This is a genomic window from Alkalilimnicola sp. S0819 (assembly GCF_009295635.1).
GTDB lineage: Bacteria > Pseudomonadota > Gammaproteobacteria > Nitrococcales > WHIW01 > S0819.
This window is the reverse complement of record NZ_WHIW01000011.1, coordinates 59103-85121: the sequence shown is the minus strand read 5'-3', so window position 1 is coordinate 85121 and position 26019 is coordinate 59103. Positions and strand designations below refer to the sequence as shown.

Annotated in this window: 27 protein-coding genes; 14 read left to right on the top strand and 13 right to left on the bottom strand. The window is 66.3% G+C overall.

Annotation, left to right across the window (positions count from 1 at the left end; translation table 11 throughout):
* Positions 1–94: 94 nt before the first annotated feature.
* Together apbC and GBG68_RS10430 are read right to left on the bottom strand one after the other, a co-directional pair.
* A complete protein-coding gene (gene apbC, locus GBG68_RS10435) occupies positions 95–1186 on the bottom strand; it encodes an iron-sulfur cluster carrier protein ApbC (RefSeq protein WP_152147027.1) in 1092 nt (363 codons plus the stop codon).
* A 197-nt stretch (positions 1187–1383) separates the two neighbouring features.
* The gene (locus GBG68_RS10430) at positions 1384–1755 is read right to left on the bottom strand and encodes a PilZ domain-containing protein (RefSeq protein ID WP_152147026.1); all 372 of its coding nucleotides are present in this window, start codon (positions 1753–1755) and stop codon (positions 1384–1386) included.
* 161 nt (positions 1756–1916) lie between these two features.
* Here GBG68_RS10430 and metG point away from each other — a divergent pair, with 161 nt between their 5' ends.
* The 9 genes from metG to GBG68_RS10385 all read left to right on the top strand — a co-directional run bounded on the left by metG (position 1917) and on the right by GBG68_RS10385 (position 10489).
* Positions 1917–3944, top strand: coding sequence for a methionine--tRNA ligase (gene metG, locus GBG68_RS10425; RefSeq protein WP_152147024.1), 2028 nt, complete (start codon positions 1917–1919; stop codon positions 3942–3944).
* A gap of 219 nt (positions 3945–4163) precedes the next feature.
* Positions 4164–4745 carry an electron transport complex subunit RsxA gene (rsxA, locus tag GBG68_RS10420; protein WP_152147022.1) on the top strand — a complete coding sequence of 194 codons (582 nt, stop codon included), beginning with the start codon at positions 4164–4166 and terminating at the stop codon, positions 4743–4745.
* A 29-nt stretch (positions 4746–4774) separates the two neighbouring features.
* A complete protein-coding gene (gene rsxB / locus GBG68_RS10415) occupies positions 4775–5329 on the top strand; it encodes an electron transport complex subunit RsxB (RefSeq protein WP_193222302.1) in 555 nt (184 codons plus the stop codon).
* Complete coding sequence (gene rsxC / locus GBG68_RS10410) at positions 5326–6924, top strand: electron transport complex subunit RsxC (RefSeq protein WP_152147020.1); 1599 nt, start codon at positions 5326–5328, stop codon at positions 6922–6924. Before rsxB ends, rsxC begins: the two co-directional genes overlap by 4 nt.
* Positions 6924–7952 carry an electron transport complex subunit RsxD gene (gene rsxD / locus GBG68_RS10405; RefSeq protein WP_152147018.1) on the top strand — a complete coding sequence of 343 codons (1029 nt, stop codon included), beginning with the start codon at positions 6924–6926 and terminating at the stop codon, positions 7950–7952. Before rsxC ends, rsxD begins: the two co-directional genes overlap by 1 nt.
* 1 nt (position 7953) lies before the next feature.
* The gene (gene rsxG, locus GBG68_RS10400) at positions 7954–8643 is read left to right on the top strand and encodes an electron transport complex subunit RsxG (RefSeq protein ID WP_152147016.1); all 690 of its coding nucleotides are present in this window, start codon (positions 7954–7956) and stop codon (positions 8641–8643) included.
* Entirely contained in the window at positions 8633–9340 is a 708-nt protein-coding gene (locus GBG68_RS10395) for an electron transport complex subunit E (RefSeq protein ID WP_152147014.1), read from the top strand. Before rsxG ends, GBG68_RS10395 begins: the two co-directional genes overlap by 11 nt.
* The gene (nth, locus tag GBG68_RS10390; protein ID WP_152147011.1) at positions 9337–9969 is read left to right on the top strand and encodes an endonuclease III; all 633 of its coding nucleotides are present in this window, start codon (positions 9337–9339) and stop codon (positions 9967–9969) included. The genes GBG68_RS10395 and nth overlap by 4 nt, the downstream gene beginning before the upstream one ends.
* 85 nt (positions 9970–10054) lie before the next feature.
* Positions 10055–10489 (top strand): DUF1841 family protein, encoded by a 435-nt coding sequence (locus GBG68_RS10385; protein ID WP_152147009.1) that lies wholly within the window; start codon positions 10055–10057, stop codon positions 10487–10489.
* A gap of 24 nt (positions 10490–10513) precedes the next feature.
* Here the strand turns inward: GBG68_RS10385 and GBG68_RS10380 are convergent, their stop codons facing one another.
* Both GBG68_RS10380 and GBG68_RS10375 read right to left on the bottom strand, forming a co-directional pair.
* Positions 10514–12859 carry an EAL domain-containing protein gene (locus GBG68_RS10380; protein WP_193222301.1) on the bottom strand — a complete coding sequence of 782 codons (2346 nt, stop codon included), beginning with the start codon at positions 12857–12859 and terminating at the stop codon, positions 10514–10516.
* 152 nt (positions 12860–13011) lie between these two features.
* A complete protein-coding gene (locus GBG68_RS10375) occupies positions 13012–14226 on the bottom strand; it encodes an argininosuccinate synthase (protein WP_152147005.1) in 1215 nt (404 codons plus the stop codon).
* Positions 14227–14434: 208 nt separating this feature from the next.
* On the opposite strand from GBG68_RS10375, the gene pyrC reads away from it, so the two are divergent.
* Together pyrC and rnt are read left to right on the top strand one after the other, a co-directional pair.
* Entirely contained in the window at positions 14435–15469 is a 1035-nt protein-coding gene (gene pyrC, locus GBG68_RS10370) for a dihydroorotase (protein WP_152147003.1), read from the top strand.
* 46 nt (positions 15470–15515) lie between these two features.
* Positions 15516–16172, top strand: coding sequence for a ribonuclease T (rnt, locus tag GBG68_RS10365; RefSeq protein ID WP_152147001.1), 657 nt, complete (start codon positions 15516–15518; stop codon positions 16170–16172).
* A 60-nt stretch (positions 16173–16232) separates the two neighbouring features.
* Here the strand turns inward: rnt and grxD are convergent, their stop codons facing one another.
* Both grxD and GBG68_RS10355 read right to left on the bottom strand, forming a co-directional pair.
* Complete coding sequence (gene grxD, locus GBG68_RS10360; RefSeq protein WP_152146999.1) at positions 16233–16550, bottom strand: Grx4 family monothiol glutaredoxin; 318 nt, start codon at positions 16548–16550, stop codon at positions 16233–16235.
* Positions 16551–16648: 98 nt separating this feature from the next.
* Positions 16649–18220, bottom strand: a complete 1572-nt coding sequence (locus tag GBG68_RS10355; protein WP_152146997.1) for a hydantoinase B/oxoprolinase family protein — start codon at positions 18218–18220, stop codon at positions 16649–16651.
* 195 nt (positions 18221–18415) lie between these two features.
* Between GBG68_RS10355 and GBG68_RS10350 the strand changes: the two genes are divergently transcribed.
* The 3 genes from GBG68_RS10350 (at position 18416) to argF (ending at position 21346) form a co-directional block, all read left to right on the top strand.
* Positions 18416–19003, top strand: a complete 588-nt coding sequence (locus tag GBG68_RS10350; protein WP_152146995.1) for a superoxide dismutase — start codon at positions 18416–18418, stop codon at positions 19001–19003.
* 232 nt (positions 19004–19235) lie between these two features.
* Positions 19236–20417, top strand: coding sequence for an acetylornithine transaminase (locus GBG68_RS10345; RefSeq protein ID WP_152146994.1), 1182 nt, complete (start codon positions 19236–19238; stop codon positions 20415–20417).
* Between the two features lie 11 nt (positions 20418–20428).
* The gene (gene argF, locus GBG68_RS10340; protein ID WP_152146992.1) at positions 20429–21346 is read left to right on the top strand and encodes an ornithine carbamoyltransferase; all 918 of its coding nucleotides are present in this window, start codon (positions 20429–20431) and stop codon (positions 21344–21346) included.
* 72 nt (positions 21347–21418) lie between these two features.
* Here argF and arsB read toward each other — a convergent pair whose 3' ends face one another.
* From arsB to pstB, 7 genes are all read right to left on the bottom strand, one after another.
* Positions 21419–22504, bottom strand: coding sequence for an ACR3 family arsenite efflux transporter (arsB, locus tag GBG68_RS10335; protein WP_226801766.1), 1086 nt, complete (start codon positions 22502–22504; stop codon positions 21419–21421).
* Between the two features lie 14 nt (positions 22505–22518).
* Positions 22519–23265 carry an arsenical resistance protein ArsH gene (gene arsH / locus GBG68_RS10330; RefSeq protein WP_152146990.1) on the bottom strand — a complete coding sequence of 249 codons (747 nt, stop codon included), beginning with the start codon at positions 23263–23265 and terminating at the stop codon, positions 22519–22521.
* The gene (locus tag GBG68_RS10325) at positions 23262–23699 is read right to left on the bottom strand and encodes an arsenate reductase ArsC (protein WP_152146988.1); all 438 of its coding nucleotides are present in this window, start codon (positions 23697–23699) and stop codon (positions 23262–23264) included. Before GBG68_RS10325 ends, arsH begins: the two co-directional genes overlap by 4 nt.
* Positions 23696–24031 (bottom strand): ArsR/SmtB family transcription factor, encoded by a 336-nt coding sequence (locus tag GBG68_RS10320; protein WP_152146986.1) that lies wholly within the window; start codon positions 24029–24031, stop codon positions 23696–23698. The genes GBG68_RS10325 and GBG68_RS10320 overlap by 4 nt, the downstream gene beginning before the upstream one ends.
* Before the next feature lie 64 nt (positions 24032–24095).
* A complete protein-coding gene (locus GBG68_RS10315) occupies positions 24096–24467 on the bottom strand; it encodes a hypothetical protein (protein ID WP_152146984.1) in 372 nt (123 codons plus the stop codon).
* A complete protein-coding gene (phoU, locus tag GBG68_RS10310; protein WP_152146982.1) occupies positions 24467–25192 on the bottom strand; it encodes a phosphate signaling complex protein PhoU in 726 nt (241 codons plus the stop codon). The genes GBG68_RS10315 and phoU overlap by 1 nt, the downstream gene beginning before the upstream one ends.
* A 22-nt stretch (positions 25193–25214) precedes the next feature.
* Positions 25215–26012: a phosphate ABC transporter ATP-binding protein PstB gene (gene pstB, locus GBG68_RS10305; RefSeq protein WP_319020499.1), complete on the bottom strand. Its 798-nt coding sequence runs from the start codon at positions 26010–26012 to the stop codon at positions 25215–25217.
* Positions 26013–26019 lie beyond the last annotated feature (7 nt).

The following is a 26019-nucleotide window of genomic DNA, read 5'->3' as shown; positions in this document are numbered from 1 at the left end:
TGATTGTTCTGATGGCCGGGAATTGTGCCTCAGTGGCCGCACGGGGGAAAGCCGCGACAGGCGGGCGGCCACCCCCACGCGCCACGCGCGCGACTCAGCTATCACCCACCTCGATGCGGGGGAAAGCGGATTTTCGCTCGGTCTGCAGCGCCAGGCGCGCCGCCGCCCGTCGGGCAATCGCCCGGTAATCCCTGGCGATACGCCCATGCGGATCCGCCACCACGCTGGGCCGCCCGCCATCCACCTGCTCGCGGATGTGGATATCCAACGGCAGCGCACCCAGCAGGTCCACCTCGTAGTCCGCCGCCATGCGCGCCCCGCCGCCGGCACCGAAGATATGCTCCTCGTGACCACACTGGCTGCAGATGTGGGTGCTCATATTCTCCACCACGCCCAACACCGGCACCCGCACCTTCTCGAACATCTTCAGCGCCTTGCGCGCATCCAGCAGGGCGATATCCTGGGGCGTGGTGACGATCAGCGCCCCACTCACCGGCACCCGCTGGGAGAGGGTCAGCTGGATATCGCCGGTGCCCGGGGGCAGATCCACGATCAGATAATCCAGATCCCGCCAGCGGGTCTCGTTGAGCAGCTGGGTGAGGGCCTGGGTAACCATGGGGCCGCGCCAGACCATCGGGGACTCCTCGTCCACCAGAAAACCGATGGACATGGCCTGTATGCCATAGTTCTCCAGCGGCTCCATGGTCTTGCCGTCAGAGCTTTCCGGCCGGCCGGAAAGCCCCAGCATGCGCGGCTGGCTGGGGCCGTAGATGTCGGCATCCAGCACGCCGCAGCGCGCGCCCTCGGCGCTCAGCGCCAGCGCCAGATTGACCGCGGTGGTGGATTTGCCCACCCCGCCCTTGCCGGAGGCCACGGCGATGATGTTGCGAATCTGCGGCAACGGCTGCAGCCCGCCTTGCTGCAACCGGGCGCCGGCGATCTTCCAATCCAGCTCCAGCTGTACCTCCTCCACGCCAAGCGCCGCGCGCAGCTGCTCGGCCAGCGCCTGTTGCAGCTCATCGCGATAACCGCGAGCCGGATAGGGCAGCTGCACCCGCAGCATCGCCACGCCGTTCTCCCAGCGCGCCGATTGCAGCGCACCGGTGCTGACCAGATCACGCCCCATATTGGGTTCGACCCACTGGGACAGGGCCTGTTCGATGCGCTCGGGAGTGATGTCTGACATGGCGTCGGCCTTCCTGGAATTGCCTGATGAAGTGGTGATTCAGTCTAAGGGAAAAGCAGCGGGGGCTGCAGGGGTGGCGGAGGAAGCAGGGGCGCGCTTTGCTGGCGCAAGGTTCGCGAAGGCACAAGCTACGGGGGAGGGATTCCTCGATGCCGCCCGCGGCGGCATCGCGGCGGCGGGCCGGAGCCCGCGGCGAGTCAGTGGCGAACCACGGTGCCGCGTTTCTCCGGGACCGGCAGGCGGTAGCTCTGCATCAGCCGTTCCAGCTTGGGCGCGTCCTGCTCTTCCACCTGGGTGAAGCGGAAACCGGTGGAGTGGAAGATGGAATTGCGCTCCTTGCGCTCCCAGATGCTGCGGGCCTTCAGGCAGATGGCCTCACCGGCCAGATCCTCGCCCAGCTCCATACGCAGCTCGTAGTCATGCTCGGGCTGGATGGGCTCGCGGCTCTGGATCATGGCGCCTTCACGGGTCACATCGGCCAGATAACCGAGAAACTCACCACTGTCGGCTTCGTAGACCTTCAGGTAGTAGTTGATGACCTCTCGCTGGGCCCTGCGTTCGTTCTTCATGCACCTCTCCTCGACCGGAACGCCTCGCGCGGGCGTCACTGCATGTTGCCAAAGGTAGGGTTATTCGCCGCACTTTTCCAGTTGAGCGCCTTCGCCAAGCATCGGGCCGATCTGGCATAATCGGCCGCTGCCTCCCAGCCACGCACGAGTCGTAACTGCGAATGACGCGAAAGATTCTGGTCACCAGCGCCCTGCCCTATGCCAACGGCCCCATTCACCTGGGGCACATGGTGGAGTACATCCAGACCGATATCTGGGTGCGCTTCCAGAAGCTGCGCGGCAATGAGTGTTATTACGTCTGCGCGGACGACGCCCATGGCACGCCCATCATGCTCAAGGCGCGCCAGGAGGGGATCGAGCCCGAGGAACTGATCGAGCGCATCGGCGCCGAGCACCGAGAGGATTTCGCCGATTTCCATATCGGCTTCGATAATTACCACTCCACTCACTCGGAGGAAAACCGCTACTTCTGCACCCTGATCTACGAGCGCCTGAAGGCCGCCGGGCACATCGAGACCCGCACCATTCGGCAGGCCTTCGATCCGAAGATGGACATGTTCCTGCCGGACCGCTACATCAAGGGCGAATGCCCGCGCTGCGGCGCCGAGGACCAGTACGGCGACAGCTGCGAGGCTTGTGGCGCCACCTACACCCCGGCGGAGCTGAAGAACGCCGTATCGGTGATCTCCGGCGAACGGCCCATCGAAAAGGACTCGCTGCATTACTTCGTGCGGCTGCAGGACTTCGAGCCCATGCTCAAGGAATGGACCTCGAGCCCCGACCACATCCAGGAAGAGGTGGCCAACAAGCTCGCCGAGTGGTTCGAGGATGGCCTGCGCGAATGGGACATCTCCCGCGACGCCCCCTATTTCGGCTTTCGCATTCCCGACACCGAAGACAAGTACTTCTACGTCTGGCTGGACGCGCCGGTGGGCTACATGGCCAGCTTCAAGAACCTCTGCGACCGGGAAGGCCTGGACTTCGACGAGTTCTGGGCCGCCGATTCCGAGGCCGAGCTGCATCACTTCATCGGCAAGGACATCATCTACTTCCACGCCCTGTTCTGGCCGGCCATGCTGGAGGGCGCGGGCTTTCGCAAGCCCACCCAGATCAACGCCCACGGCTTTCTTACCGTGAACGGTCAGAAGATGTCCAAATCCCGGGGCACCTTCATCATGGCGCGCAGCTTCCTCAACCATCTGAACCCGGAGTACCTGCGCTACTACCTGGCGGCCAAGCTCGGCGGCGGCGTGCACGATCTGGACTTGAACCTGGACGATTTCACCGCCCGGGTTAACAGCGATCTGGTGGGCAAACTGGTGAACATCGCCAGCCGCTGCGCCGGCTTCATCAGCAAGCGTTTCGGCGGCCAGCTCGCCGAGCAGCTGGATGATCCGGCACTGTTCCACCGCGTCAGCGGCCAGAGCGAAACCATCGCCCAACTCTACGAGGACCGGGAATACGCCCGCGCGGTGCGCGAGATCATGAACCTGGCCGATCAGGCCAACCAGTACATCGACGAGCAGAAACCCTGGGTGCTGGCCAAGGAAGAAGGCCAGGAAGCGCGGGTGCAGGCCGTGTGCACCCAGGGCCTGAACCTGTTCCGCACCCTCATGATCTATCTCAAGCCCGTCCTGCCAAAGATGGCCGAGGCCGCGGAAGAGTTTCTGCGCCTGCCCGCGCAGCAGTGGGACGACGCTCAGTCGCCGCTGCTGGCCCATCGCATCGGCCCTTTCACCCCGCTGATGACGCGGGTGGACCCGGACAAGGTACAAGCCATGGTCGAAGAATCGAAGCAGACCCTGGCCCCCGCGGCCGCGCCGGCCGTCGCCGAGGGCCCGCTGCAGCGCGAACCCATCGCCGAGCCCATCGGGATCGGCGACTTCGCCAAGCTCGATCTACGCATCGCCCGCATTGCCGAGGCCGCCCACGTGGAGGGCGCCGACAAGCTGCTGCGACTCACCCTGGATCTGGGCGGCGAGACCCGCAACGTCTTCGCCGGCATCAAGAAGGCCTACCAGCCCGAGGAGCTGCAGGGCAAGCTCACCGTCATGGTGGCCAACCTGCAGCCGCGCAAGATGAAGTTCGGCGTGTCCGAAGGCATGGTGCTGGCCGCCGGTCCGGGCGGGGAGGATCTGTGGATTCTGGAGCCGCACGAAGGGGCGCAGCCGGGGATGCGGGTGAAGTAAAGGCCATCCATCGCGACCATGAGCCGTTCCTGCTGAACAGCAGGCCGCTTCGGGAGCGGCTCATGGTCGCGATCCCTCCCCGGCTTATAACCACCTCGCCTAAGCTTGGCCGCCATTATTCTTGAAGCCCCATACTTTATGGGTTGTTATTGCCTCCCCGCCCCTTAAGATGGCGGCGGTGATAGCAGTCATTCTCATCTCCAAAGGCAGGCACACGGCATGACGGAGCTGGCCCTTATCCTGGTCAGTACGGTACTGGTCAACAACTTCGTGCTGGTAAAGTTCCTCGGCCTGTGCCCGTTCATGGGGGTATCGCGCAAACTGGAAACCGCCATGGGCATGGCTCTGGCCACCACCTTCGTGCTCACGCTGTCCTCGGTGTGCAGTTACCTGGCCAACGAGTACCTGCTCTCGCCGCTGGGCCTGGAATACCTGCGCACCATCACTTTCATCCTGGTGATCGCGGTGGTGGTGCAATTCACCGAAATGGTGGTGCACAAGACCAGCCCCCTGCTCTATCAGGTGCTGGGGATCTTCCTGCCCTTGATCACTACCAATTGCGCGGTGCTGGGCGTGGCGCTGCTGAACGTGCAGGAGCAGAACGGCTTCCTGCAGTCGGCGGTCTACGGTTTCGGTGCGGCGGCGGGCTTCTCCCTGGTGCTGGTGCTGTTCGCCGCACTGCGTGAGCGACTGGCCGTCGCCGACGTGCCCGGCCCCTTCCAAGGCGCGTCCATCGGCCTGATCACGGCGGGCCTGATGTCCCTGGCGTTCATGGGCTTTTCGGGTTTGGTCACCCTGTAGGCGCCGACGGCGCCACGGAGGCTGTAGTTTTGCTGGAAGCGATCCTGGCATTGAGTGCGCTGGCGGTGGTGTTCGGGCTGTTGCTCGGCTTCGCGGCCGTGCGCTTCAAGGTCGAGGGCGAACCCATCGTCGACAAGATCGACGCCATCCTGCCCCAGACCCAGTGCGGCCAATGCGGCTTCCCTGGCTGCCGGCCCTATGCCGAGGCTATCGCCAGCGGAGAGGCTGATATCAATCAGTGCCCACCCGGCGGCGAGGCCGGCGTGGAAGCGTTGGCGGATCTGATGGGCGTGGAACCCAAGCCGCTCAATCCCGAGAACGGCGAAGAGAAACCCGTGCCCACCGTAGCCTGGGTGGACGAGGAGGTGTGCATCGGCTGCACCCGCTGCATCCAGGCCTGCCCGGTGGACGCGATCCTGGGCGCGGCGAAGCAGATGCACACGGTCATCAAGGATGAATGCACGGGCTGTGAGCTGTGCGTGGACCCCTGCCCGGTGGACTGCATCTACATGGTGCCGGTGAAAGAGGACATCGATAGCTGGAAGTGGCCCCTGCCCGAGCCGAAGCAGGGGGCCGGGCAATGAACAAGCTGTTCCGCTTCCCCGGCGGCCTGAGGCTGGCGGGGCGCAAGAAGCTGTCCAACACCACGACGATACGCCCCGCCCCCGTGCCCGCCGAGCTGACCGTGCCGCTGGGCCAGCACATCGGCGCCGTCCCCGAAGTGCTGGTGAAGGTAGGCGATACCGTGGGCAAGGGCCAGATGCTGGCCCGCCCGGACGGCTACGTCAGCGCGGCCGTTCACGCCCCCAGCTCGGGCACCGTCACCGCCATCGAATCACGCCCGGTGCCTCACCCTTCGGGGCTCAGCGCCCCCTGTGTGGTGATCCGCACCGATGGCGAGGACCGCTGGGCCGAGCTGCCCGCCCCGATCAGTGATTGGGAACAGCGCGATCCGGCGGAACTGCGCCAACGAGTGCGCGAGGCCGGCATCGTGGGCCTGGGCGGCGCTGCCTTTCCCAGCTCGGTGAAACTCAACCCCGGCCCCGGCGCCGTGGTGGAGGATCTGATCCTCAATGGCGCCGAGTGCGAACCCTACATCAGCTGCGATGACCGCCTGATGCGCGAGCGGGCCGAGCAGATCGTCGGTGGGCTGCGCATCATCCGTCATGCGCTGCAGGCACGCCGTTGCACCATCGGCGTGGAGGACAACAAGCCCGAAGCCATCGCCGCCCTGCGCGAGGCACTGAGCGCGGCGGGCGAGCGGGACGTCGCCGTGGCCGCCGTGCCCACCCGCTACCCCGCCGGCGGCGAGAAACAACTCATCCAGGTGCTCACCGGTCGTGAAGTCCCCTCCGGCGGTCTGCCCCTGCAGATCGGCGTGGTGTGCCACAACGTGGGCACCGCGGCGGCGGTGTACCAGGCCGTCGTCGAGGGCCGACCGCTGATCTCCCGGGTGCTCACCGTGACCGGTGCCGGGGTAGCCGCGCCGGCCAATCTGGAAGTACGCATCGGGACTCCGTTCAGTGCCCTGATCGAGTACTGCGGCGGCTACACGCCGGAGGTGGACCGGCTGCTCATGGGCGGGCCCATGATGGGGTTTGCGGTACAGGACGACCTCGTGCCGGTGATCAAGGCCACCAACTGCGTGCTGGCCGGCAGCGGGGCGGAGTTTCCCCGCCCCGCCGAGGCCCTGCCCTGCATCCGCTGCGGCGCCTGCGCCGATGCCTGCCCGGTCAGCCTGCTGCCGCAGCAACTCTACTGGCATGCCCGAGCCGGGGACTTCGACAAGACCCAGGAACACGAGCTGTTCGACTGCATCGAGTGTGGTGCCTGCGCCTACGTCTGCCCCAGTCAGATCCCGCTGGTACAGTACTTTCGCTACGCCAAGTCCGAGATCGCCGAGCAGGAACGGGAGCGCAAGAAGGCGGACCTGGCCCGGGATCGCTACGAGTTCCGCCTGGAGCGTCTGGAGCGCGAAAAACAGGAGCAGGCCGAGAAACGGCGCAAGAAGAAGGAGGCCCTGCGCCGCGCCCAGGAGGCCAAGGCCGAGGGCGCGGGCGGTGAAAAGCCCGCCGTCGACAAGCAGGCCGCCATTCAGGCCGCGCTGAAGCGCGCCGAGGAAAAGAAAGCCGCCAAGGCTCGCGCCAGCGCCGAGGCCAGTAACGAGGAATCGGATTGATGCGCTTTTTCAGCGTCAGCTCGCCCCATCTGCCACCCATCAACAGTGTGCCGCTGATGATGCGTCGTGTGCTCTACGCCCTGCTCCCTGGCACGGCCTTGATGGCGCTGTTCTTCGGCTACGGGGTGCTGCTCAACCTGCTGCTGGCGATCATCGCCGCGGTGGCCGGCGAGGCGCTGATGCTGGTGCTGCGCCGCCGCCCCGTGGGCCTTTTCCTGGGCGATTACAGCGCACTGGTCACCGCCGCGCTGCTCGCCCTGGCCCTGCCGCCGCTGGCCCCCTGGTGGCTCACGGTGCTGGGCACCCTGTTCGCCATCGTGCTGGGCAAGCACCTCTACGGCGGGCTGGGCTACAACCCCTTCAACCCCGCCATGGTGGGTTATGTCATCCTGCTGATCTCCTTCCCCCGGGAGATGACCCTCTGGCCCGCCCCCGCCCCGCTGCTGGCCGAGCCGCTGGGCTTGGCCGAAATCTGGCGCGGCGTGTTCGGCGGCGGCATCACTGCCACCGGGCGGTCGCTGGATGCGCTGAGCATGGCCACACCGCTGGATCATGTGGGCATCGAGCTGGGGCTGGAGCGGCCCCTGGGCGCCATCAAGCAGGATGCGGTGTTCGGCGTACTCGGCGGTGTCGGCTGGTTGTGGATCAACCTCGCCTTTCTCGCCGGCGGCCTGTGGCTGGTCTACAAGAAAGTGATCGCTTGGCAGATCCCCACCGGCATGCTGGGCAGCCTCGGCGCACTGGCGGCGCTGGGTTGGGCGCTGGCCCCGGACACCCAGCCCGGGGTGCTGTTTCATGTGCTCAGCGGCGGTATCATGCTCGGCGCCTTCTTCATCGCCACCGACCCGGTGTCCGCGGCCACCACGCCGCGCGGCCGGCTGATCTACGGCGCGGGCATCGGCGCGCTGATCTTCATCATCCGCAGCTGGGGCGGCTATCCCGACGGCATCGCCTTCGGCGTGCTGCTGATGAATATGGCCGCCCCCTTGATCGACTATTACAACAAACCGCGCGTCTATGGGCACTGAGATGAGTCTGGGACGTCAAATGCTCATCGCGGCGGCGCTGCTCGCCGGCTTCGCCGTGGCCGGCACCGGGCTGGTGGCCTGGACCCAGTACCAGACCGCCGATCGCATCGCCGAGAACCAGCGCCAGACCCTGCTCGACCGCCTGAACCAGATCCTCCCCGCGGCGGCGTACGACAACGAGCTGGTGGACGACACCCTGGCGCTGGACGCGCCGATCCTCGGGGGCCAGCCGCCCCAGACCGTCTACCGGGCTCGTCGGCGGGGCCAGCCAGTGGCGGCCATCTTCACCGTGGTGGCGCCGAACGGCTACAGTGGCCCCATACGCCTGCTGGTGGGAGTGTATCGCAGCGGCGAACTGGCCGGCGTGCGCGTGGTTGGCCATGCCGAGACACCCGGCTTGGGCGATGCCGTGGAGTCCGAGAAGTCCGACTGGATACACGGTTTCCAGGGCAAGCGCCTGGGTGACCCGCCGGCGCAGGCGTGGAAGGTTCGAAAGGACGGCGGTGCCTTCGACCAGTTCACCGGTGCCACCATCACGCCCCGCGCGGTGGTCGCGGCAGTGAAGCGCACGCTGGAGTACCATGCCGCCCACCGTGAGGCGATCTACGCCGCGCCCGCCGAGCGGGCGCCGGACCCGCGGCCGGAACTGGCCAACCCTGCCAACGAACGAGGAGGCGCCGATGTCCGCTAACGCCTATGGCCAGATCGTTCGCGACGGCCTGTGGAACAACAACGTGGGCCTGGTACAGCTGCTGGGCCTGTGCCCGCTGCTGGCGGTGAGCGCCACCGTGGTCAACGGGCTGGCCCTGGGGCTGGCCACCCTGCTCACGCTGGTGGCCTCCAACCTCGCCGTCTCCCTGATCCGCAATATCGTGCGCCCGGAAGTACGCATTCCCGTGTTCGTGCTGATCATCGCCAGCATCGTCACCGCCATCGAACTGGCCATGAACGCCTGGTTCCATCAGCTGTACCTGATTCTCGGCATCTTCATTCCGCTGATCGTCACCAACTGCAGCATCCTCGGCCGCGCCGAGGCCTTCGCTTCGCGCAACAAGCCGCTGGCCGCGGCGCTGGACGGCTTCATGATGGGGCTGGGCTTCGCTCTGCTGCTGGTGGTGCTGGGGGCGCTGCGGGAACTGCTGGGCCAGGGCACGCTACTTGCCCAGGCGCACCTGATGCTCGGCGAATGGGGCCGGGGCCTGACCCTCACGGTGCTGGACGATTACCGCGGCTTTCTGCTGGCCGTATTGCCCCCCGGCGCGTTCATCGGTCTGGGGCTGCTGCTGGCGCTGAAGAACAGCATCGACAAGCGCCTGGCGGCCCGAGCCGCCCGCGCTCCGGCGGCGGAACCCGAGGCGGGCCCCGAGGCCGCCCCCGGCCAGGCATGAACCGCGAAAAGCGCGCCGCCATCTTCGCTCGGCTCCGGGCGGAGAACCCGGAGCCCACCACCGAGCTGGAATACAGCAATGCCTTCGAGCTTTTGATCGCCGTGGTGCTCTCGGCCCAGGCCACCGACCGGGGCGTGAACAAGGCCACCGCCCGGCTTTTCGCCGTGGCCAACACCCCTCGGGCGATCCTGGAGCTGGGCCTGGAGGGGCTGAAGGCGCACATCAAGACCATAGGGCTCTACAACACCAAGGCGGAGAACATCATGCAGCTCTGCCGGCTGTTGCTGCAGCGCCACGACGGCGAGGTGCCCTCCACCCGCACGGCGCTGGAAGCGCTGCCGGGCGTGGGCCGCAAGACCGCCAACGTGGTGCTCAACACCGCCTTCGGTCAGCCCACCATGGCGGTGGACACCCATATCTTCCGCGTCGCCAACCGCACCGGCCTCGCCCGCGGGAAGACCGTGCGGGAGGTGGAGGACAAGCTGGTGCGGTGGATCCCCAGGGAGTACCTGAAGGACGCCCATCACTGGCTGATCCTCCACGGCCGCTACGTCTGCGTGGCCCGCAAGCCCCGCTGTGCGGCCTGCGTCATCTACGACCTGTGCGAGTTCAAGGAGAAGACGGCGTAGACGAAGCGCCGCGCGCCTGCAGGGCAAGGGGCTTGCGTGAGACAATGCCCCGAAAGTCTTTGCCAACCGGCCACAGGGAGACCCCATGTTCTACAGCCAGGACCGTGACCAGATCCGCCGCGTCTATCTGGAGAGTTGGCGAAAGGCCCGGGAGGGCCTGCCCATGGAGGCCATCGAGCAGCTGGTGGCGGACGTGGTGATGGAGCACCCGGAGTACCATGCCTTGCTGGAGCACGAGGAGCGCAGCCTGGGCCGGGAGTTCCTGCCCGAGCTGGGCGAGGCCAACCCATTCATGCACATGGGCATGCACATCGCCATTCGGGAACAGGTGGCCAGTAACCGCCCGCAGGGCATTCGCGCCCTGCACCGGCGCCTGTGCCGCGCCTACGGCGGCGTGATGGAAGCGGAACACGCCATGATGGAGTGCCTGGGCGAGGTGCTGTGGCAATCCCAGCAGATGGCCATGCCGCCGGACGAGGCGGCTTATATGCGAGCTTTGAAAGGCCTGGAAACGCGCTGATCGCTGAACTGCGGTCCGCGCGTGTCAAGCGGTAGGCTGGGGCGCCGCGATGCGGCCGTACACATCCTTGTCGAGGAATTCCGGCCGGTGCAGGCCAAAGCCTTGGCCATAGTTCACCCCCAGGTCCTCCAGCATCTGGCGGGTTTCCTCATCCTCCACGAATTCAGCGATGGTCTCGATACCCATGACATGACCCACCTGATGAATAGCCTCCACCATGGAGCGGTCCACCGGTTCGTTGACCATGTTCTTCACGAACATCCCGTCGATCTTGAGGTAGTCCACCGACAGCGCTCGCAGATAGCCGAATGAGCTGATCCCGCTGCCGAAGTCGTCCAGGGCGAAACGGCAACCGCGCTCGCGCAGAGCCTGAATGAAGCGCTCGGCCCGCTCCATGTGGGCAATGACAGCGGTCTCGGTGATCTCGAAGCAGATTCGCTGCGGGTCGGCGCCGGTATCGTCCAGCGTCGCCAGCACGTAGTCCAGGAAGCTTTCATCGTTGACGGATTGGCCGGAGAGGTTGATGGTTATCACATCCATCTCGGCCAACACGGTATCCGCCGCGGCCAATCGCTCCAGCACCATGCGCACTACCCGACGGTCGATCTCCGTTACGAGGTTGAAGCGCTCGGCGGCCGGCAGGAAAGAGCCCGGCGGGACCAGCTCCTGATGCGGCCCGATCATGGAGACCAACATCTCCACCATATTCTCGCCGGCCCGCAGCGGTACGATCCGCTGGTAGCGCAGGACGAACCGACCCTCGTCCAACGCCTGCTGAATCCGGCTCACCCACTGCATCTCGCCATGGCGATGCGCCAGCTCCCGGTCGTGGGGCAGGACCACATGCACCCGGCTGCGCCCTTGATCCTTGGCCACGTAGCAGGCCGCATCCGCCGCCGCCAACAGGTCGCTGGGGCTGCTGGTCCCGTCTACCAGCACCACACCAATGCTGACGTTGATATTGAACAGCTTGCCCTGCCAGTCGAAGCGGAAGCTCCGCATCATTTCGCAGAATTCCTCGGCGACAACCCGCGCCCGCTCCAGTCCGCAATCGTGCAGCAACAGGCCGAACTCGTCGCCGCCCAAACGCGCCAGGGTGTCGCTTTCACTCACGCGCCGATGCAACAGCACGCCCACCTGCTTGATCAATTCGTCGCCAGCACTGTGACCACAGGTGTCGTTGACCAGCTTGAACTGATCCAGGTCCAGGTAGCAGACCGCATGCTGCAGCTTTTCCCGGCGCGCGCTCTCCAGCGCATGCCACAGGCTCGCCTCGAATTCCCGCCGATTCAACAGCCCGGTCAGCGGGTCGTGCTGCGCCTGGTAGTTCATCACGCGCGCCATGCCCCGCAATTCAGTGACATCGTGTGCGACCACCACGACACCCATGATCTGCCGGTCGTAACCGCGGATCGGCGAAGCCGTAACCTCCACCGTGGATTCGCGCTCACCGCGACGATCCTCCAGCGAGATTTCATCCTCCAGCACCAACAGCCCTTCGCGCTCCAGACAGCGGGACACCACATCGGTGATACGCTCGCCGCCACCGTCGTGAATCAGATGCAGCACCTCTTCGAGCTGCTTGCCCCAGGCTTCCTCGTTGCGCCAACCGGTCAGGCGTTCGGCCACCGGGTTGACGTAGGTAACACGGCCCTGGACATCGGTGGTCAGCACCGCATCGCCAATGGAGCGCAGGGTCACCTGCACCCGCTCCTTTTCCTCCGTAAGACGGCGGATCAGGTCTTCATGCTGATACCCCAGCAGCAGGGTGCCGCGCAGTATTCGGGTGTAGCCCACCGCGGAGCCGATAATGGCCAGCGAGCCGAAGGCCACCACCGCCATCAGCCAGAACCAGTCGGCGCTGATGGACGTCCAGCCAAACCACACCCACAACCCCAGGAAGATGGGCGCGGCGAAGCTCAGATACGCCGGCAAATAGAAGCCCAGTACCGCGAAGCCACCGAAGGCCAGTGCGCAGAGCAGGAACACCGCCATGGAGGCGTCCGCGGCGGCACCGGTCTGCTCCACGAACAACAGCACCATCAGCCAGCTGCAGGCCTGGGCCGTCATGCTCACACAAGCCAGTCGCACCCAGGCCCGGCGGGCCTCGGCGCCGGGCTCGTCGAAGAAGCGGCGGGAGGCGAGGAAGCGGGCCACGGCAATCAGCCCCACGCTGGCCAGCCAGATGCTGAGCCAGAGCGTGGGCACCCGCCCGAGGAAATAGAAGTACACCAGCACCGCGAACACCAGGCTGGTGCGGAAGGCATAGCGCGTCACTGCGTACAGGCTGCGAACCTGCTCGTCCAGCACACGCTCCCGCAAGGCCGGGGACGCCGAGCGAAAGCGGTTCTCGCTTGAGATTTCACTCACCCAGGAGGGTGCGGCACTCGGTTTGCTCATTTGCTTATAGTTGTAATCATTGTGTTCAAGCCTGCGACCGGGCTCTTCGCCGCCTCTGCGGGCGGCTCCTCCCCTGGCCGGTCGCGGCCGCCGCCGAGGCGTTGCCCGGCGGCTCAAAAGGCTCAGCCGCCCCGCTTGGCAGCCGCCAGCTTCAGTCTCAATGCGTTCAGCCGGATGAAGCCTTCGGCGTCCTTCTGGTCGTAGGCGCCGGCATCATCCTCGAAGGTGGCGATACGGGTGTCGAACAAGCTGTTGCGCTCGGACTTGCGGCCCACCACGTCCACGTTGCCCTTGTAAAGCTTCAGACGCACCACGCCGTTGACGGTCTTCTGGGTGGCGTCGATCAGGGCCTGCATGGCTTCACGCTCCGGGCTCCACCAATAACCGTTATAGATCATTTCCGCGTACTTCGGCATGATCGAGTCCTTCAGATGCGCGGACTCCCGGTCCAGGGTGATGGACTCGATGGCCCGATGCGCGCGCAGCAGGATGGTACCGCCGGGGGTTTCGTAGCAGCCGCGGGACTTCATGCCCACGTAGCGGTTCTCGACGATGTCGATGCGGCCTATGCCGTTGTCGCCGCCCAGCTTGTTCAGCCGCTCGAGCAGTGTGGCGGGGCTCAGACGCTCGCCGTCGATGGCCACCGGGTCGCCTTGCTCGAACTCGATCTCGATCTCGGTGGGCTGATCCGGCGCCTGTTCCGGCGACACGCTCCAGCGCCACATGGACTCCTCGCTGGGCGTCCAGGGATCTTCCAGCACACCGCCCTCGTAGGAGATGTGCAGCAGATTGGCGTCCATGGAGTAGGGCGAGCCGCCCTCCTGCTTGCCCTCGATGGAGATGCCGTGCTGCTCGGCGTAGGCCAGCAGCTTCTCCCGGGAGTTCAAATCCCACTCGCGCCACGGGGCGATGACCTTGATGCCCGGCTCCAGGCCGTAGTAGCCGAGCTCGAAGCGCACCTGGTCGTTGCCCTTGCCGGTGGCCCCATGGCAGACGGCGTCGGCGCCGGTCTCGCGGGCGATCTCGATCTGGCGCTTGGCGATCAGCGGCCGGGCGATGGAGGTGCCCAGCAGGTACTCGCCCTCGTAGATGGCGTTGGCGCGGAACATGGGGAAGACGTAGTCCCGCACGAACTCCTCGCGCAGGTCATCGATGTAGATGTCCTTGATGCCGAAGGCTTCGGCCTTGGCGCGCGCCGGCTCGAGCTCCTCGCCCTGGCCCAGGTCGGCGGTGAACGTCACCACCTCGCAGCCATAGGTATCTTCCAGCCACTTGAGAATGACCGAGGTGTCCAGCCCCCCGGAATACGCCAAAACAACCTTCTTGATGTCGCTCATGTGCGCCTTGAGTCAGAGTGTGAGAATCGCCGCGAAGCCAGCAAGAACGCGGCCTAAGAAGGGGCCATGATCACCGCTGCCCGAGCATAAATCAAGGCGTCCGGCGCCTGGGCGCGAGCCGCGACGAGCTTGGCGGACGCAAACCTCTGACACTGTTATAATCCGCGCCCCGCATCGACACATCGCTGGATGGAGAAGGTACGTGCCCGTGGACGAGCTGACCCTCACGCGCCCCGACGACTGGCATCTGCACCTGCGCGACGGCGAGGCCCTGCAGGCGGTCGCGCCCCATACCGCGCGCCAGTTCGCCCGCGCCATCGTGATGCCCAACCTCAGGCCGCCGGTGACCAGCACCGAGCAGGCCCTGGCCTATCGCGAGCGCATCCTCGCCGCCCTGCCCGCCGGCAGCGACTTCCAGCCGCTGATGACGCTCTATCTCACCGATAACACCACGCCGGCGGAGATCGCGCGCGCTCGGGCCAGCGGCCATGTCTACGGCATCAAACTCTACCCGGCGGGCGCGACCACCAACTCCGACGCCGGCGTCACTGAGCTGGCCCATTGCGAGAGCGCCCTGCGCGCCATGGCCGACTGCGGCCTGCCCCTGCTGGTGCACGCCGAGGTCACCGACCCCGGAGTGGATATCTTCGACCGGGAAACCGTGTTCATCGGCCAGCGCCTGGCGCCGCTGATCGAACGCATACCCGAACTGCGGGTGGTCTTCGAGCACATCACCACCGCCGCGGCCGCGGAGTTCGTGCAGCAGGCCCCCGACACGGTGGGCGCGACCATCACGCCCCAGCATCTGCTGCTCAACCGCAACGACCTGCTGGTGGGTGGGGTGCAGCCGCACCATTACTGCCTGCCCATCCTGAAACGCGAGACGGACCGCAAGGCTCTGCTGGCGGCAGCCACTTCCGGCAACCCGAAGTTCTTCCTGGGCACGGATTCCGCGCCCCACCCGCGCCACGCCAAGGAATCCGACTGCGGCTGCGCCGGCTGCTACTCCGCTCACGCCGCGTTGGAACTCTACGCCGAAGCCTTCGAGCAGGCCGGCGCGCTGGACAAGCTGGAAGGCTTCGCCAGCCACCACGGTCCCGATTTCTACCGTCTGCCCCGCAACCAGGGCACGGTCACCCTGCGTCGCCAGCCGTGGACGGTGCCGGAACACTACCGCTTCGGCGAGGAACAGCTGGTGCCCCTGCGCGCCGGCGGCCAGCTTGCCTGGCAGCTGGCCGACTAACACTCAGCCGGGCGGCACCGCCCGGCGCCGACTACAAGGATCCTACGTGTCCGAGGAATTTACCGCCGAGAACCCGCTCGCCGACGTCAACACCCGTATCTCCAAGCGCTTTCGCGGCTACCTGCCCGTAGTGGTGGATATCGAGACCGGCGGGCTGAACGCCGCCACCGACGCCATGCTGCAGATCGCCGCGGTGGTGCTGCGCATGGACCGCCAGGACCGGATCTACCCGGCGGCCACCTACTCCACCCATGTGGAAGCCTTCGAAGGTGCCAACCTGGACCCCAAATCGCTGGAGTTCAACGGCATAGACCCGGACCACCCGTTGCGCATGGCCATCCCGGAAAAGGAGGCGCTGCGCAAGATATTCCGCCCCATTCGCGAGGAGCTGGGCCTGACCGGCTGCAAGCGGGCCATTCTGGTGGGGCACAACGCCTTTTTCGACATGGGCTTTCTCAACGCCGCAGTGGAGCGCACCAACTTCAAGCGCAACCCCTTCCACCCGTTCAGCTGCTTCGACACCGCCACCCTGGGCGGGCTGGCCTACGGGCAGACCGTGCTGCGCCGCGCGGTGGAGGCCTCCGGCGAAGGCTGGAACAGCCGCGAAGCCCACTCGGCGATCTACGACGCCGAGAAGACCGCGGACCTGTTCTGCAACATCGTCAACCGCTGGGACGCGGCCTTCGGTTTCCCCGGGGAATAGTCCCCAGATGCAAGAAACCCGGCGCAAGCGCCGGGTTTCTTCTTCGGACAGCCCGCGGGCTCAGGCCTCGATAGCTTCCACGGCCTTCGCCAAATCGCCGCTTTCGTACATTTCCAGGATGATGTCGCAGCCACCCACCAACTCGCCATTGATGTAGAGCTGCGGAATGGTGGGCCAGTCACCGAAGACCTTGATGCCCTCGCGCACCTCCGGGTCTTCAAGCACGTTCACATAGGCGAATTCCCGGCCGCAGGCGGCCAGTGCCTGGGAGGCACGCATGGAAAAACCGCACTGGGGGAACTGCGGGGTGCCCTTCATGTAGAGAATGATGGGGTTCTCGCCCACCTGCTGCTTGATGCGAGCCTGTACGTCGCTCATCCGGATCACCTCGTTGAAATCTTCTGGAAGTGGCATCGCCACGCGCGGCGCCATTGTAGACCCCGCGCCGGGCGGTTAAAAACATGACGACAACAGGATTATCGCCCGATCTCCTGTTCTGACCTGACGAACGGCTCAGGGTTCCCCCAGCCCCCGCCCCCGGGCGTCTCCACCCTTAGCCGGTCCCCCGACGCCACTCGCACGGTGGCCTTCGGTGGCAGCGTCTCGCCGTTGAGCAAATTCCGCCCCGCCGCCCCCGGCTCTCCGCCGGCAAGGCCCCAGGGGCGATGCCGGCGCCGCTCTGTGAGCAGCGTCACCACCGCGGGGGCGAGAAACTCGTACTCCCGGACCAGGCCGCAACCTCCGGCGCGCCGCCCCGCGCCACCGGAACCTCGCCGCACACCATAGTGGCGGACCCGCAGCGGATACGCCATCTCCAACGCCTCCACCGGGGTGTTCAGGGTGTTGGTCATGTGGGTCTGCACCGCATCCAGCCCACCGCCGCGCTCCCCGGCCCCCATGCCGCCGCCCAGAGTCTCGTAGTAATCCCAGGCTGGCTCGCCTTCCGGCGCACCCATGGCCAGATTGTTCATGCTGCCGTGGCTGGCGCCCGCCAAACGCTCCGGCAGCGCCTGGGCCAGCGCGCCCATCAGGGCGTCCACCACTCGGGTGGAGGTCTCCACATTGCCCGCGGCCACCGCCGCGGGGCGACGGGCGTTGAGCAGGCAGCCGTCCGGCACGCTCAGGCTTACCGGGCGGAAGGCGCCCGCACAGGCCGGCGTCTGGGGCGGCATCAGGCAACGGAAGACGTAGTACACGGCCGCCGCGGCCACGGATACCGGGCAGTTGATATTGCCCGACGTCTGCGGCGCGGTGCCGGTGAAATCCACGCGAATGCCCTCGGCGCCCACCCGGACAGTCACGCTCACCGGCAGGTCCACGTTGCCCTGGCCATCGTCGTCCAGATAGTCGGTATAGCGAAACTCGCCCGCGGGCAGTTCCGCCAACGCCGCGCGCACCAGCCGCTCGGCGTAATCATTGAGCGCCGTCAGCCCGCGCAGATACGCCTCCACCCCCAGTGCGCGCACCAGCGCCTGCAGGCGCCCCACCCCGGTGCGCGCGGAGCTGGCCTGGGCCGAGAAATCCCCCCGAGTCTGGCGCGCATTGCGCGTGGCGCCGGCGATCCGCGCCAGCAGCTCCTCGCAGAGCTCGCCGGCGCGATACAGATAGCTGGGCGGAATTACCACGCCCTCCTCTTCCAGCCGCGAGGACAGGGGCATGGAGCCGGGAGTAATGGCGCCAATATCGGCATGGTGGGCGCGGTTGGCGACGAAGCCGAGCAGCTGCTCTTCGATGAACACCGGCGCCACCAGGGTCACGTCCGGCAGATGCGTGCCGCCCAGGTAGGGGTCATTGAGCACCACCATGTCCCCGGGCCGCCAGTCCATTGCCTGCACCAGATCGCCCATGGCATAGGCCATGCTGCCCAGGTGCACGGGAATGTGCGCCGCCTGGGCAGCCAGCGCGCCTTCCGCGTCGAACACCGCGCAGGAAAAATCCAGCCGATCGCGGATATTGGGCGAGAAGGCGCTGCGCTGAAGCACCGCGCCCATCTCGTCACACACCGCACCGAGGCGGGAGGAGAAAATACCTAGTTCCACCGGGTTCATGGCCACATTCTATCAAAGCCGGCGCCTGGGGCTCGGTTGCATCCGCACAGGGGCGCCTCTAGACTCCTTGGGATGACCGCACAGGCCCGTGCCGGGCCAAATCAACCGGTTTCGGAACATGCCCCGGGCGCGGGAGAGACGCCAGCGGGCACAACAGGTTTTTGTACACGGACGGTCCACTTGAAGGAGCTACGCATGAAACACGAACTTCCCCAGCTTCCCTATGCCATGAACGCCCTGGAGCCGCACGTCTCCCAGGAAACCCTGGAATACCATTACGGCAAGCACCACCAGGCCTATGTGGACAAGACCAACAGCCTGATCGAAGGCACCGAGCATGCCGATCTGCCGCTGGAAGAGCTGATCAAGAAGGCTTCCGGCGTGCTGTTCAACCAGGCCGCCCAGATCTGGAACCACACCTTCTACTGGCACAGCATGAGCCCCAACGGCGGCGGCCAGCCCAGCGGCTCCCTGGCGGCGGCCATCGACAAGGCCTTCGGCTCCTTCGAGGAATTCAAGAAGCAGTTCAACGAGAAGAGCGCCGGCAACTTCGGTTCCGGCTGGGGCTGGTTGGTGAAAAACAAGTCCGACGGTTCCGTGGAAATCCGTCAGACCAGCAACGCCGACACCCCGCTGACCGACGACTCCGTGGTGCCGCTGTTCACCTGCGACGTCTGGGAGCACGCCTACTACATCGATTACCGCAACGCGCGGCCGAAGTACCTGGAGAGCTTCTGGAACCTGGTCAACTGGGACTTCGCCCAGCAGAACTACGACAAGTAAGCGGCTCCGCCGCCTCTTGCACGGAACGGGCCTTCGGGCCCGTTTTTTGTGCCGGCACCGGGTGATGGTGGTGTTTATCGCAGAGGCGCAGAGGACGCAGGGATTCTCGGAAAAGACCCAACACCACACGCCCCGCTTGTCCCCCCACCCCCCCAACACTATAATTTACGGTTCTTTCTCGGGCAGGCCCCCAAGGGCGCTGCCTTTCTTGTTTTAAGGGCCGGAAGAAGTCATGAGCGATTACCTGATGCCCACCTACGCCCGCCTGCCCGTCGCCTTCGTGCGGGGCGAGGGCTGCTGGTTGTGGGACGCCGACGGCAAGCGTTATCTGGACGGGCTCAGCGGCATCGCCGTGAGCGGTCTGGGCCATAGCCACCCGCGCCTGGTGGCCGCGCTGCAGGACCAGGTGGGGCAGTTGCTGCACACCTCCAATCTGTACCGCGTCCCGCTGCAGGAACAGCTGGCGGAGCGCCTGTGCGGGCTCGCGGGCATGGAGCGCGCCTTCTTCTGCAACTCCGGCGCCGAAGCCAACGAGGCGGCGATCAAGATCGCCCGCCTGCACGCCCATCAGCGCGGCAACCAGAGCCCGGTGATCCTCACCACCGAGCGCAGCTTCCATGGCCGCACCCTGGGCACCCTGAGCGCCACCGGCAACACCAAGGCCCGTGAAGGCTTCGGCCCGCACATGCCCGGCTTCACCCAAGTGCCCTACAACGACCTGCAGGCCGTGGAGGCCGCCGGTGATGCCGATCCGAACATCTGCGCCGTGCTGGTGGAGCCCGTGCAGGGCGAAGGCGGCGTGACCCCGGCTCGGGAAGGCTATCTTGCCGGCCTGCGCGCGCTGTGCGACCGACGCGGCTGGCTGCTGATGTTCGATGAAGTGCAGACCGGCATCGCCCGCACCGGCGAGTGGTTCGGCTTCCAGCATGAGACGGCGCAGCCCGATGTCCTGACCCTGGCCAAGGGCCTGGGCAGCGGCGTGCCCGTGGGGGCGTGCCTGGCACGGGGCAGCGCCGCCGAGACCTTCGGCCCCGGCAGCCACGGCTCCACCTTCGGCGGGAATCCGCTGGCCTGCCGTGCGGCGCTGGCCACCCTGGAGACCATCAGTGACAAGGCCCTGGTGCAGCGTGCCGCCAGCCTGGGCGCGGGGCTGCGGGAGCGCTTTGAGGCGGCCCTGGCCGGCCGCCCCATCCTGCGCGAAATCCGTGGCCGCGGCCTCATGCTCGGTCTGGTGCTGGATCGCCCCTGTACCGAGCTGGTGCGGCGGGCACTGGATCGCGGCCTGCTGATCAACGTCACCGCGGAATCCGTGGTGCGCCTGCTGCCGCCGCTGGTGATGAGCGATGCCGAGGCCGATGAGCTGGCCGACCGACTCATCGAGTTGATCAACGAATTTGCGGCGAATAACGCCTGAGGTAAGCACTCATGCCCGTGCGCCATTTTCTGAGCCTGACCGACTTCACCCGCGAGGAATTGCTCGCCCTGATCCGCCGTGCCGCCGAACTCAAGGCGATGCAGCACCGCGGCGAGCTGCACGAGCCGCTGCGCAACCGCGTGCTGGGGATGATCTTCGAGAAATCCTCCACCCGCACCCGGGTTTCCTTCGAGGCGGGCATGGCGCAGCTGGGGGGGCACGCGATCTTCCTCTCGCCCCGGGACAGCCAGCTGGGCCGCGGCGAACCCATCGAGGACACCAGCCGCGTGCTCTCGGGCATGGTCGATGCGGTGATGATCCGCACCTTCGGCCACGAGACCCTGGAGCGCTTCGCCGCCGTCGCCCGGGTGCCGGTGATCAACGGCCTGAGCGATCTGTTCCACCCCTGCCAGCTGCTGGCCGACATGCAGACCTGGTTCGAGCACCGCGGCGACATCGCCGGGCGCACCGTGGCCTGGGTGGGCGATGGCAACAATATGTGCAATTCCTACATCCGCGCCGCCCGCTGCTTCGACTTCCAGCTGCGCATCGCCTGCCCAGGGGGTTACGAGCCGCCGGCGGAGCTGCTCGCCGAGGGCGGCGAACGGGTCAGCCTGCACCAGGACCCCCGCGAGGCGGTCACCGGCACCGATCTGGTGGTCACCGATGTCTGGGCCAGCATGGGCCAGGAAGAGGAGCAGGCGAAACGAGTGCAGGCCTTCGCCGATTACTGCGTGGACGAGACGCTGATGCGCCTCGCCGCCGAGGATGCGCTTTTCATGCACTGCCTGCCCGCCCACCGGGGCGAGGAAGTCAGCGCCGGGGTGATCGACGGCCCCCAGAGCGTGGTCTGGGACGAGGCGGAGAACCGCCTGCACGCCCAGAAGGCGTTGCTGGAAATGCTGGTGGCGCCGGCGCAGAGCGTTTAACCGCAGAGGCGCCGAGTAGGCCTCTGTGGTTATTCCTTTAACTCGGCGCCTCCGCGGTAACCCCAACCCGGATCAAGCCGGGAATTTCCCCCGCGTGCGGTTCGCATACCGCACCAGCGCCAGCATCACCGGCACTTCCACCAACACCCCCACCACCGTGGCCAGCGCCGCCCCGGACTGTAGCCCGAACAGGGCGATCGCCGCGGCCACGGCCAGCTCGAAGAAATTGCTCGCGCCGATCATCCCCGCCGGCGCAGCGATGCAGTGCGGCACCTTCCACACCCGCGCCCAACCATAGGCCAGGGCGAAGATCAGCACCGTCTGCACGATCAGCGGCACCGCGATCAGGGCGATATGCAGCGGGTTGCGCAGGATTACCTCACCCTGGAAGGCGAACAACAGAACCAGGGTGAGCACCAGGCCAATCGGCGTCACCTTGCCGATGCGTGGCAAGAACACCCGATCGAACCAGGCCTGCCCCCGGCGGCCCACCAACACCACGCGCGTGGTATATCCCGCACCCAGCGGGATGGCGATGTAGAGCAGCACCGAGAGAGCCACCGTATCCCAGGGCACGGCTATATCGCTCACCCCGAGCAGGAACACCACGATGGGCGCGAAGGCGAACAACATGATCAGGTCATTCACCGCCACCTGCACCAGGGTGTAACCCGCATCGCCCCGGGTGAGATAGCTCCAGACGAAGACCATGGCCGTGCAGGGCGCCGCGCCCAGCAGAATCGCCCCGGCCAGATACTCTCGCGCCAGGGCTTCGGGAATCAGCGGCGCGAACAGCACGAAGAAAAATAGCCAGGCAATCAGAAACATGCTGAAGGGCTTGATCAACCAGTTCACCGCCGTGGTGATGAACAAGCCCTTGGGCTGGCGACGCACCTGCGCGATGGCGGCGAAGTCCACCTGCAGCATCATCGGGAAGATCATCGCCCAGATCAGCACCGCCACCGGGAGGGAAACCTGCGCATACTCGAAGCGCGAGAGGGCCCCGGGCACCTCCGGCGCCCACTGCCCCAGGGCGATACCGGCGATGATCGCCAAGGCCACCCACAGGGTCAGGAAGCGCTCGAAGAGCCCCATGCCCGCTTTCACATCCGGCGCATCGTCGACCTGGGGGACGGCCTGGCTGGAATCGCTGCTCATCGTCTTGCTCCCGCCTAGTCGCTGGCCCGAGCCAGAATGTCGCGCACCGCCGCACTGGCGGCCTCGCCCTGCTCCCGGCGCTCGCTGTAGCGATTGACCAGATAATCGGCGTGTTCCCGAGTGAGCACCGTGAACTTCACCAACTCCTCCATCACATCCACCACCCGGTCATACAGCGCCGAGCGCTTCATCCGCCCCTGCTCATCGAACTCCTGCCAGACCTTGGGCACGGAGGACTGGTTGGGGATGGTGATCATGCGCATCCAGCGCCCCAGCACCCGCATGCCGTTGACCGCATTGAAGGACTGGGAGCCCCCACTGACCTGCATCACCGCCAGGGTGCGCCCCTGGGTGGGGCGTATGCTGCCCAGGGCGAGTGGTATCCAATCGATCTGGCTCTTCAACACGCCGCTCATGGCGCCATGCAGCTCCGGGCTGCACCACACCTGCCCTTCCGACCACAGGGAGAGCTCGCGCAGCTCCCGCACCTTGGGGTGCTCGCTCTGCGACGGATCCGGCAGCGGCAGCCCCCGGGGATCGAAGATACGGGTCTCGGCACCGAAGCGGCGCAGCAGCCGCGCCGCCTCCTCCACCAGATAACGGCTATAGGATTGCTCGCGCAGCGAACCGTACAGCAGCAGGATACGCGGCGCATGATCGAGCTGGGCGCACAGGTCGAAGCCGCCCGGGAAGGCGGCTTCCACATACTCGTCTTCCAACTGGGGCAGGCCGTCAGGATCGGTCAATTCGGGCACACTCATGATTGTCCAAGGGACTCCGGCAGGGTTTCAATGTAGGCGCGGATCTCGTCGCGCACGCGGCGGTAATGACCCAGCGCCTCCTCCTCGGTGGCGGCATCACGGGCCAGACGGGGCGGATCTTGAAAGCCGCGGTGCACCCGTCGGGCTGGACCGGGGAAGATGGGGCAGCTCTCCGCGGCCGCATCGCACACAGTCACCACATAGTCGAACGGGATAGCCAGCAGCTCGTCCACGTGCTTGGAATGGTGACCGGCGAGGTCCACCCCCGCCTCGGCCATTACCCGCACGGCCCGCGGATCCACACCGTGGGGTGCTACACCGGCGGACCAGGCTTCCAGCACGTCGCTTTTCAGCGCGCGGGCCCAGCCCTCGCTGATCTGGCTGCGGCAGGCATTGCCGGTGCACAGAAACAATACCTTCAGCTTCTCGCTCACGCGGTGGGCTCCTCGTCGGGGCAGGGGGCGGGCCGGCACAGAGCCGGCCGGTTCCCGCAGCAGTTCTCGGTCAGATAGCCCAGCAGCGCGTTCATCACGTCCAGCCGCGGGCTGTAGATCACATAGCGGCCTTGCTGGCGGGAAGTCACCAGATCCGCATGGGTGAGCTCCTTCAGATGGAAGGACAGGGTCGCCGGTGCCAGCTCCAGGCGCCGGGCGATATCGCCGGCACACAGCCCCTCGGGCCCCGTCGCCACCAGCAGGCGGAACACGCTCAGGCGTGAGCATTGGGACAGGGCGCCCAGGGCGCGTACGGCGTCTCTCATTTTCATAATTTTAATATCGTGGAAACGTTGAATGAACCCCACGGCGAGCTTCCCACAGGGGGATGAGGCTTCAGGGGCCCGGGGGGCCCCGGTGCTCCTCCAGCTCCCAGTCCTGCTCCGAGCGAATGATGAGGCTCTGAAACGGCCCCACCTCGCCGTCGGCCAGCAGCGCCCTCATGATCTGCCCCGGCCCATAAGGCACGGTGTAATCCTCGACGAACACCACACCCTGCACCCGCAGCCACTCCAGCAGCTCGATCACGGCGGGCTCCACCAGCGGGTTCGCACCCGGCGGAATACCGATGCACAACGCCATGCCCGCATCACGGAACACCTGCTCCGCCCAGCGGCTCTGGCGCAGCTGCGCACGCAAGTCCCGCGTGTCGCCGGCCAATCGCAGCCGGTCGGCATCCACCCCCGCCAGATAGGCCGGCAAACTCATCAGTGGCGATCTCCCGTGGCCTCGCGGGCCATCTGCTCGAAGCTGGTGTGGCGCACATCACGCCCACGCACCAGATACACCACATACTCGCAGATATTGCGCGACCGGTCACCGATGCGCTCCAGTGAGCGGGCCGACCAGACGATGTCCATCAGCCGCGGCACCGCATCGGAATCCTCCTGCATGAGCTTCAGCAGGCCGCGCACGATGCGCTCATACTGGGCATCGGCCTGGATATCCTCCTGAGCTACCTGCACCGCCCTTTCCACGTCCATGCGGGCGAAGGCATCCAGGGCGCCGCGCAGCATGCGCTTCACCCCATCACCCAGGGCCTGCATCTGGGCCACCGGTGCGGTCTCGCGGTCCTGGGGCAACAGGTGCAAGGCCATGCGGCCGATTCGCTCGGCCTCATCGCCGATACGCTCCAGGTCGGTGATGGTCTTGATCACGGCGATGATCAGGCGCAGGTCGCTGGCGGCCGGCTGGCGCCGAGCGAGGATGTGCACGCACTCCTCGTCCAGCGCCACCTCCGCGGCGTTGATCTTGTAATCGCTGGTGACTACCCGCTCGCCGCGCTCGGTGTCGCCCTCCACCAGGGCCAGCAACGCATCCCCGAGCTGCTGCTCCACCAGGCCGCCCATGCGCATCACCCGGTCCATGATGCCGGTGAGCTCCTCGTTGTAGACCCGGGAGATATGCTGGGTCAGGCTATTCTTGTCTACCATGACGCCCTCCGCGTGCGCGCGATCAGCCGTAGCGGCCGGTGATGTAGTCTTCGGTCTGTTTCTGCACCGGGTTGGTGAACACCGCATCGGTGTCGCCGAACTCCACCAGCGTACCCAGATACATGAAGGCGGTGTAGTCGGACACGCGTGCCGCCTGCTGCATGTTGTGGGTCACGATGGCGATGGTGTAGTCCTTTTTCAGCTCATGCACCAGCTCCTCGATGAAGCCGGTGGAGATCGGGTCCAGTGCCGAGGTGGGCTCGTCGAGCAACAGCACCTCGGGCTTCACCGCCACGGCTCGGGCAATGCACAGCCGCTGCTGCTGACCGCCGGAGAGCCCGGTGCCGCTCTGGCGCAGCTTGCCCTTGACCTCATCCCAGAGGGCGGCCTTGCGCAGCGCCCATTCCACACGCTCGTCCATCTCCCGACGCGGCAGCTTCTCGTAGAGCTTCACGCCGAAGGCGATGTTGTCGTAGATGGACATGGGAAACGGGGTCGGCTGCTGGAACACCATGCCAATGCGCTTGCGCAGCAGATTCGGATCCACCTTGCGATCGAGAATGTCCCGGCCGTCCATCAGGATCTGCCCGCTGGCCCGCTGGCCCGGGTAGAGCTGGTAGATGCGGTTGAACGTGCGCAGCAGCGTGGACTTGCCGCAGCCCGAGGGGCCGATGAAGGCGGTCACCTGGCCCTGGGGGATTTCCAGGTCGATATCCTTCAGCGCATGAAAACCGCCGTAGTAGAAGTTCAGGCCCCGAACTTCCAGCTTCGCCGCGCCCCGCGCCGCCGCCTCCCGGCCCGTCTCGCGTCGAGCCGCCATGGACACG

What these genes read in the sequence shown, in the direction of transcription:
- rsxG (WP_152147016.1), top strand. Translation starts at nt 7,954, where the DNA reads ATGAGTCTGGGACGTCAAATGCTCATCGCGGCGGCGCTGCTCGCCGGC.
- rsxA (WP_152147022.1), top strand. Translation starts at nt 4,164, where the DNA reads ATGACGGAGCTGGCCCTTATCCTGGTCAGTACGGTACTGGTCAACAAC.
- GBG68_RS10375 (WP_152147005.1), bottom strand. Translation starts at nt 14,226, where the DNA reads ATGAGCGACATCAAGAAGGTTGTTTTGGCGTATTCCGGGGGGCTGGAC.
- GBG68_RS10385 (WP_152147009.1), top strand. Translation starts at nt 10,055, where the DNA reads ATGTTCTACAGCCAGGACCGTGACCAGATCCGCCGCGTCTATCTGGAG.
- grxD (WP_152146999.1), bottom strand. Translation starts at nt 16,550, where the DNA reads ATGAGCGACGTACAGGCTCGCATCAAGCAGCAGGTGGGCGAGAACCCC.
- GBG68_RS10395 (WP_152147014.1), top strand. Translation starts at nt 8,633, where the DNA reads ATGTCCGCTAACGCCTATGGCCAGATCGTTCGCGACGGCCTGTGGAAC.
- GBG68_RS10430 (WP_152147026.1), bottom strand. Translation starts at nt 1,755, where the DNA reads ATGAAGAACGAACGCAGGGCCCAGCGAGAGGTCATCAACTACTACCTG.
- GBG68_RS10315 (WP_152146984.1), bottom strand. Translation starts at nt 24,467, where the DNA reads ATGAGTTTGCCGGCCTATCTGGCGGGGGTGGATGCCGACCGGCTGCGA.
- apbC (WP_152147027.1), bottom strand. Translation starts at nt 1,186, where the DNA reads ATGTCAGACATCACTCCCGAGCGCATCGAACAGGCCCTGTCCCAGTGG.
- GBG68_RS10320 (WP_152146986.1), bottom strand. Translation starts at nt 24,031, where the DNA reads ATGAAAATGAGAGACGCCGTACGCGCCCTGGGCGCCCTGTCCCAATGC.
- GBG68_RS10345 (WP_152146994.1), top strand. Translation starts at nt 19,236, where the DNA reads ATGAGCGATTACCTGATGCCCACCTACGCCCGCCTGCCCGTCGCCTTC.
- argF (WP_152146992.1), top strand. Translation starts at nt 20,429, where the DNA reads ATGCCCGTGCGCCATTTTCTGAGCCTGACCGACTTCACCCGCGAGGAA.
- rsxC (WP_152147020.1), top strand. Translation starts at nt 5,326, where the DNA reads ATGAACAAGCTGTTCCGCTTCCCCGGCGGCCTGAGGCTGGCGGGGCGC.
- arsH (WP_152146990.1), bottom strand. Translation starts at nt 23,265, where the DNA reads ATGAGTGTGCCCGAATTGACCGATCCTGACGGCCTGCCCCAGTTGGAA.
- rsxD (WP_152147018.1), top strand. Translation starts at nt 6,924, where the DNA reads ATGCGCTTTTTCAGCGTCAGCTCGCCCCATCTGCCACCCATCAACAGT.
- pstB (WP_319020499.1), bottom strand. Translation starts at nt 26,012, where the DNA reads ATGGCGGCTCGACGCGAGACGGGCCGGGAGGCGGCGGCGCGGGGCGCG.
- GBG68_RS10355 (WP_152146997.1), bottom strand. Translation starts at nt 18,220, where the DNA reads ATGAACCCGGTGGAACTAGGTATTTTCTCCTCCCGCCTCGGTGCGGTG.
- phoU (WP_152146982.1), bottom strand. Translation starts at nt 25,192, where the DNA reads ATGGTAGACAAGAATAGCCTGACCCAGCATATCTCCCGGGTCTACAAC.
- arsB (WP_226801766.1), bottom strand. Translation starts at nt 22,504, where the DNA reads ATGAGCAGCGATTCCAGCCAGGCCGTCCCCCAGGTCGACGATGCGCCG.
- GBG68_RS10350 (WP_152146995.1), top strand. Translation starts at nt 18,416, where the DNA reads ATGAAACACGAACTTCCCCAGCTTCCCTATGCCATGAACGCCCTGGAG.
- metG (WP_152147024.1), top strand. Translation starts at nt 1,917, where the DNA reads ATGACGCGAAAGATTCTGGTCACCAGCGCCCTGCCCTATGCCAACGGC.
- nth (WP_152147011.1), top strand. Translation starts at nt 9,337, where the DNA reads ATGAACCGCGAAAAGCGCGCCGCCATCTTCGCTCGGCTCCGGGCGGAG.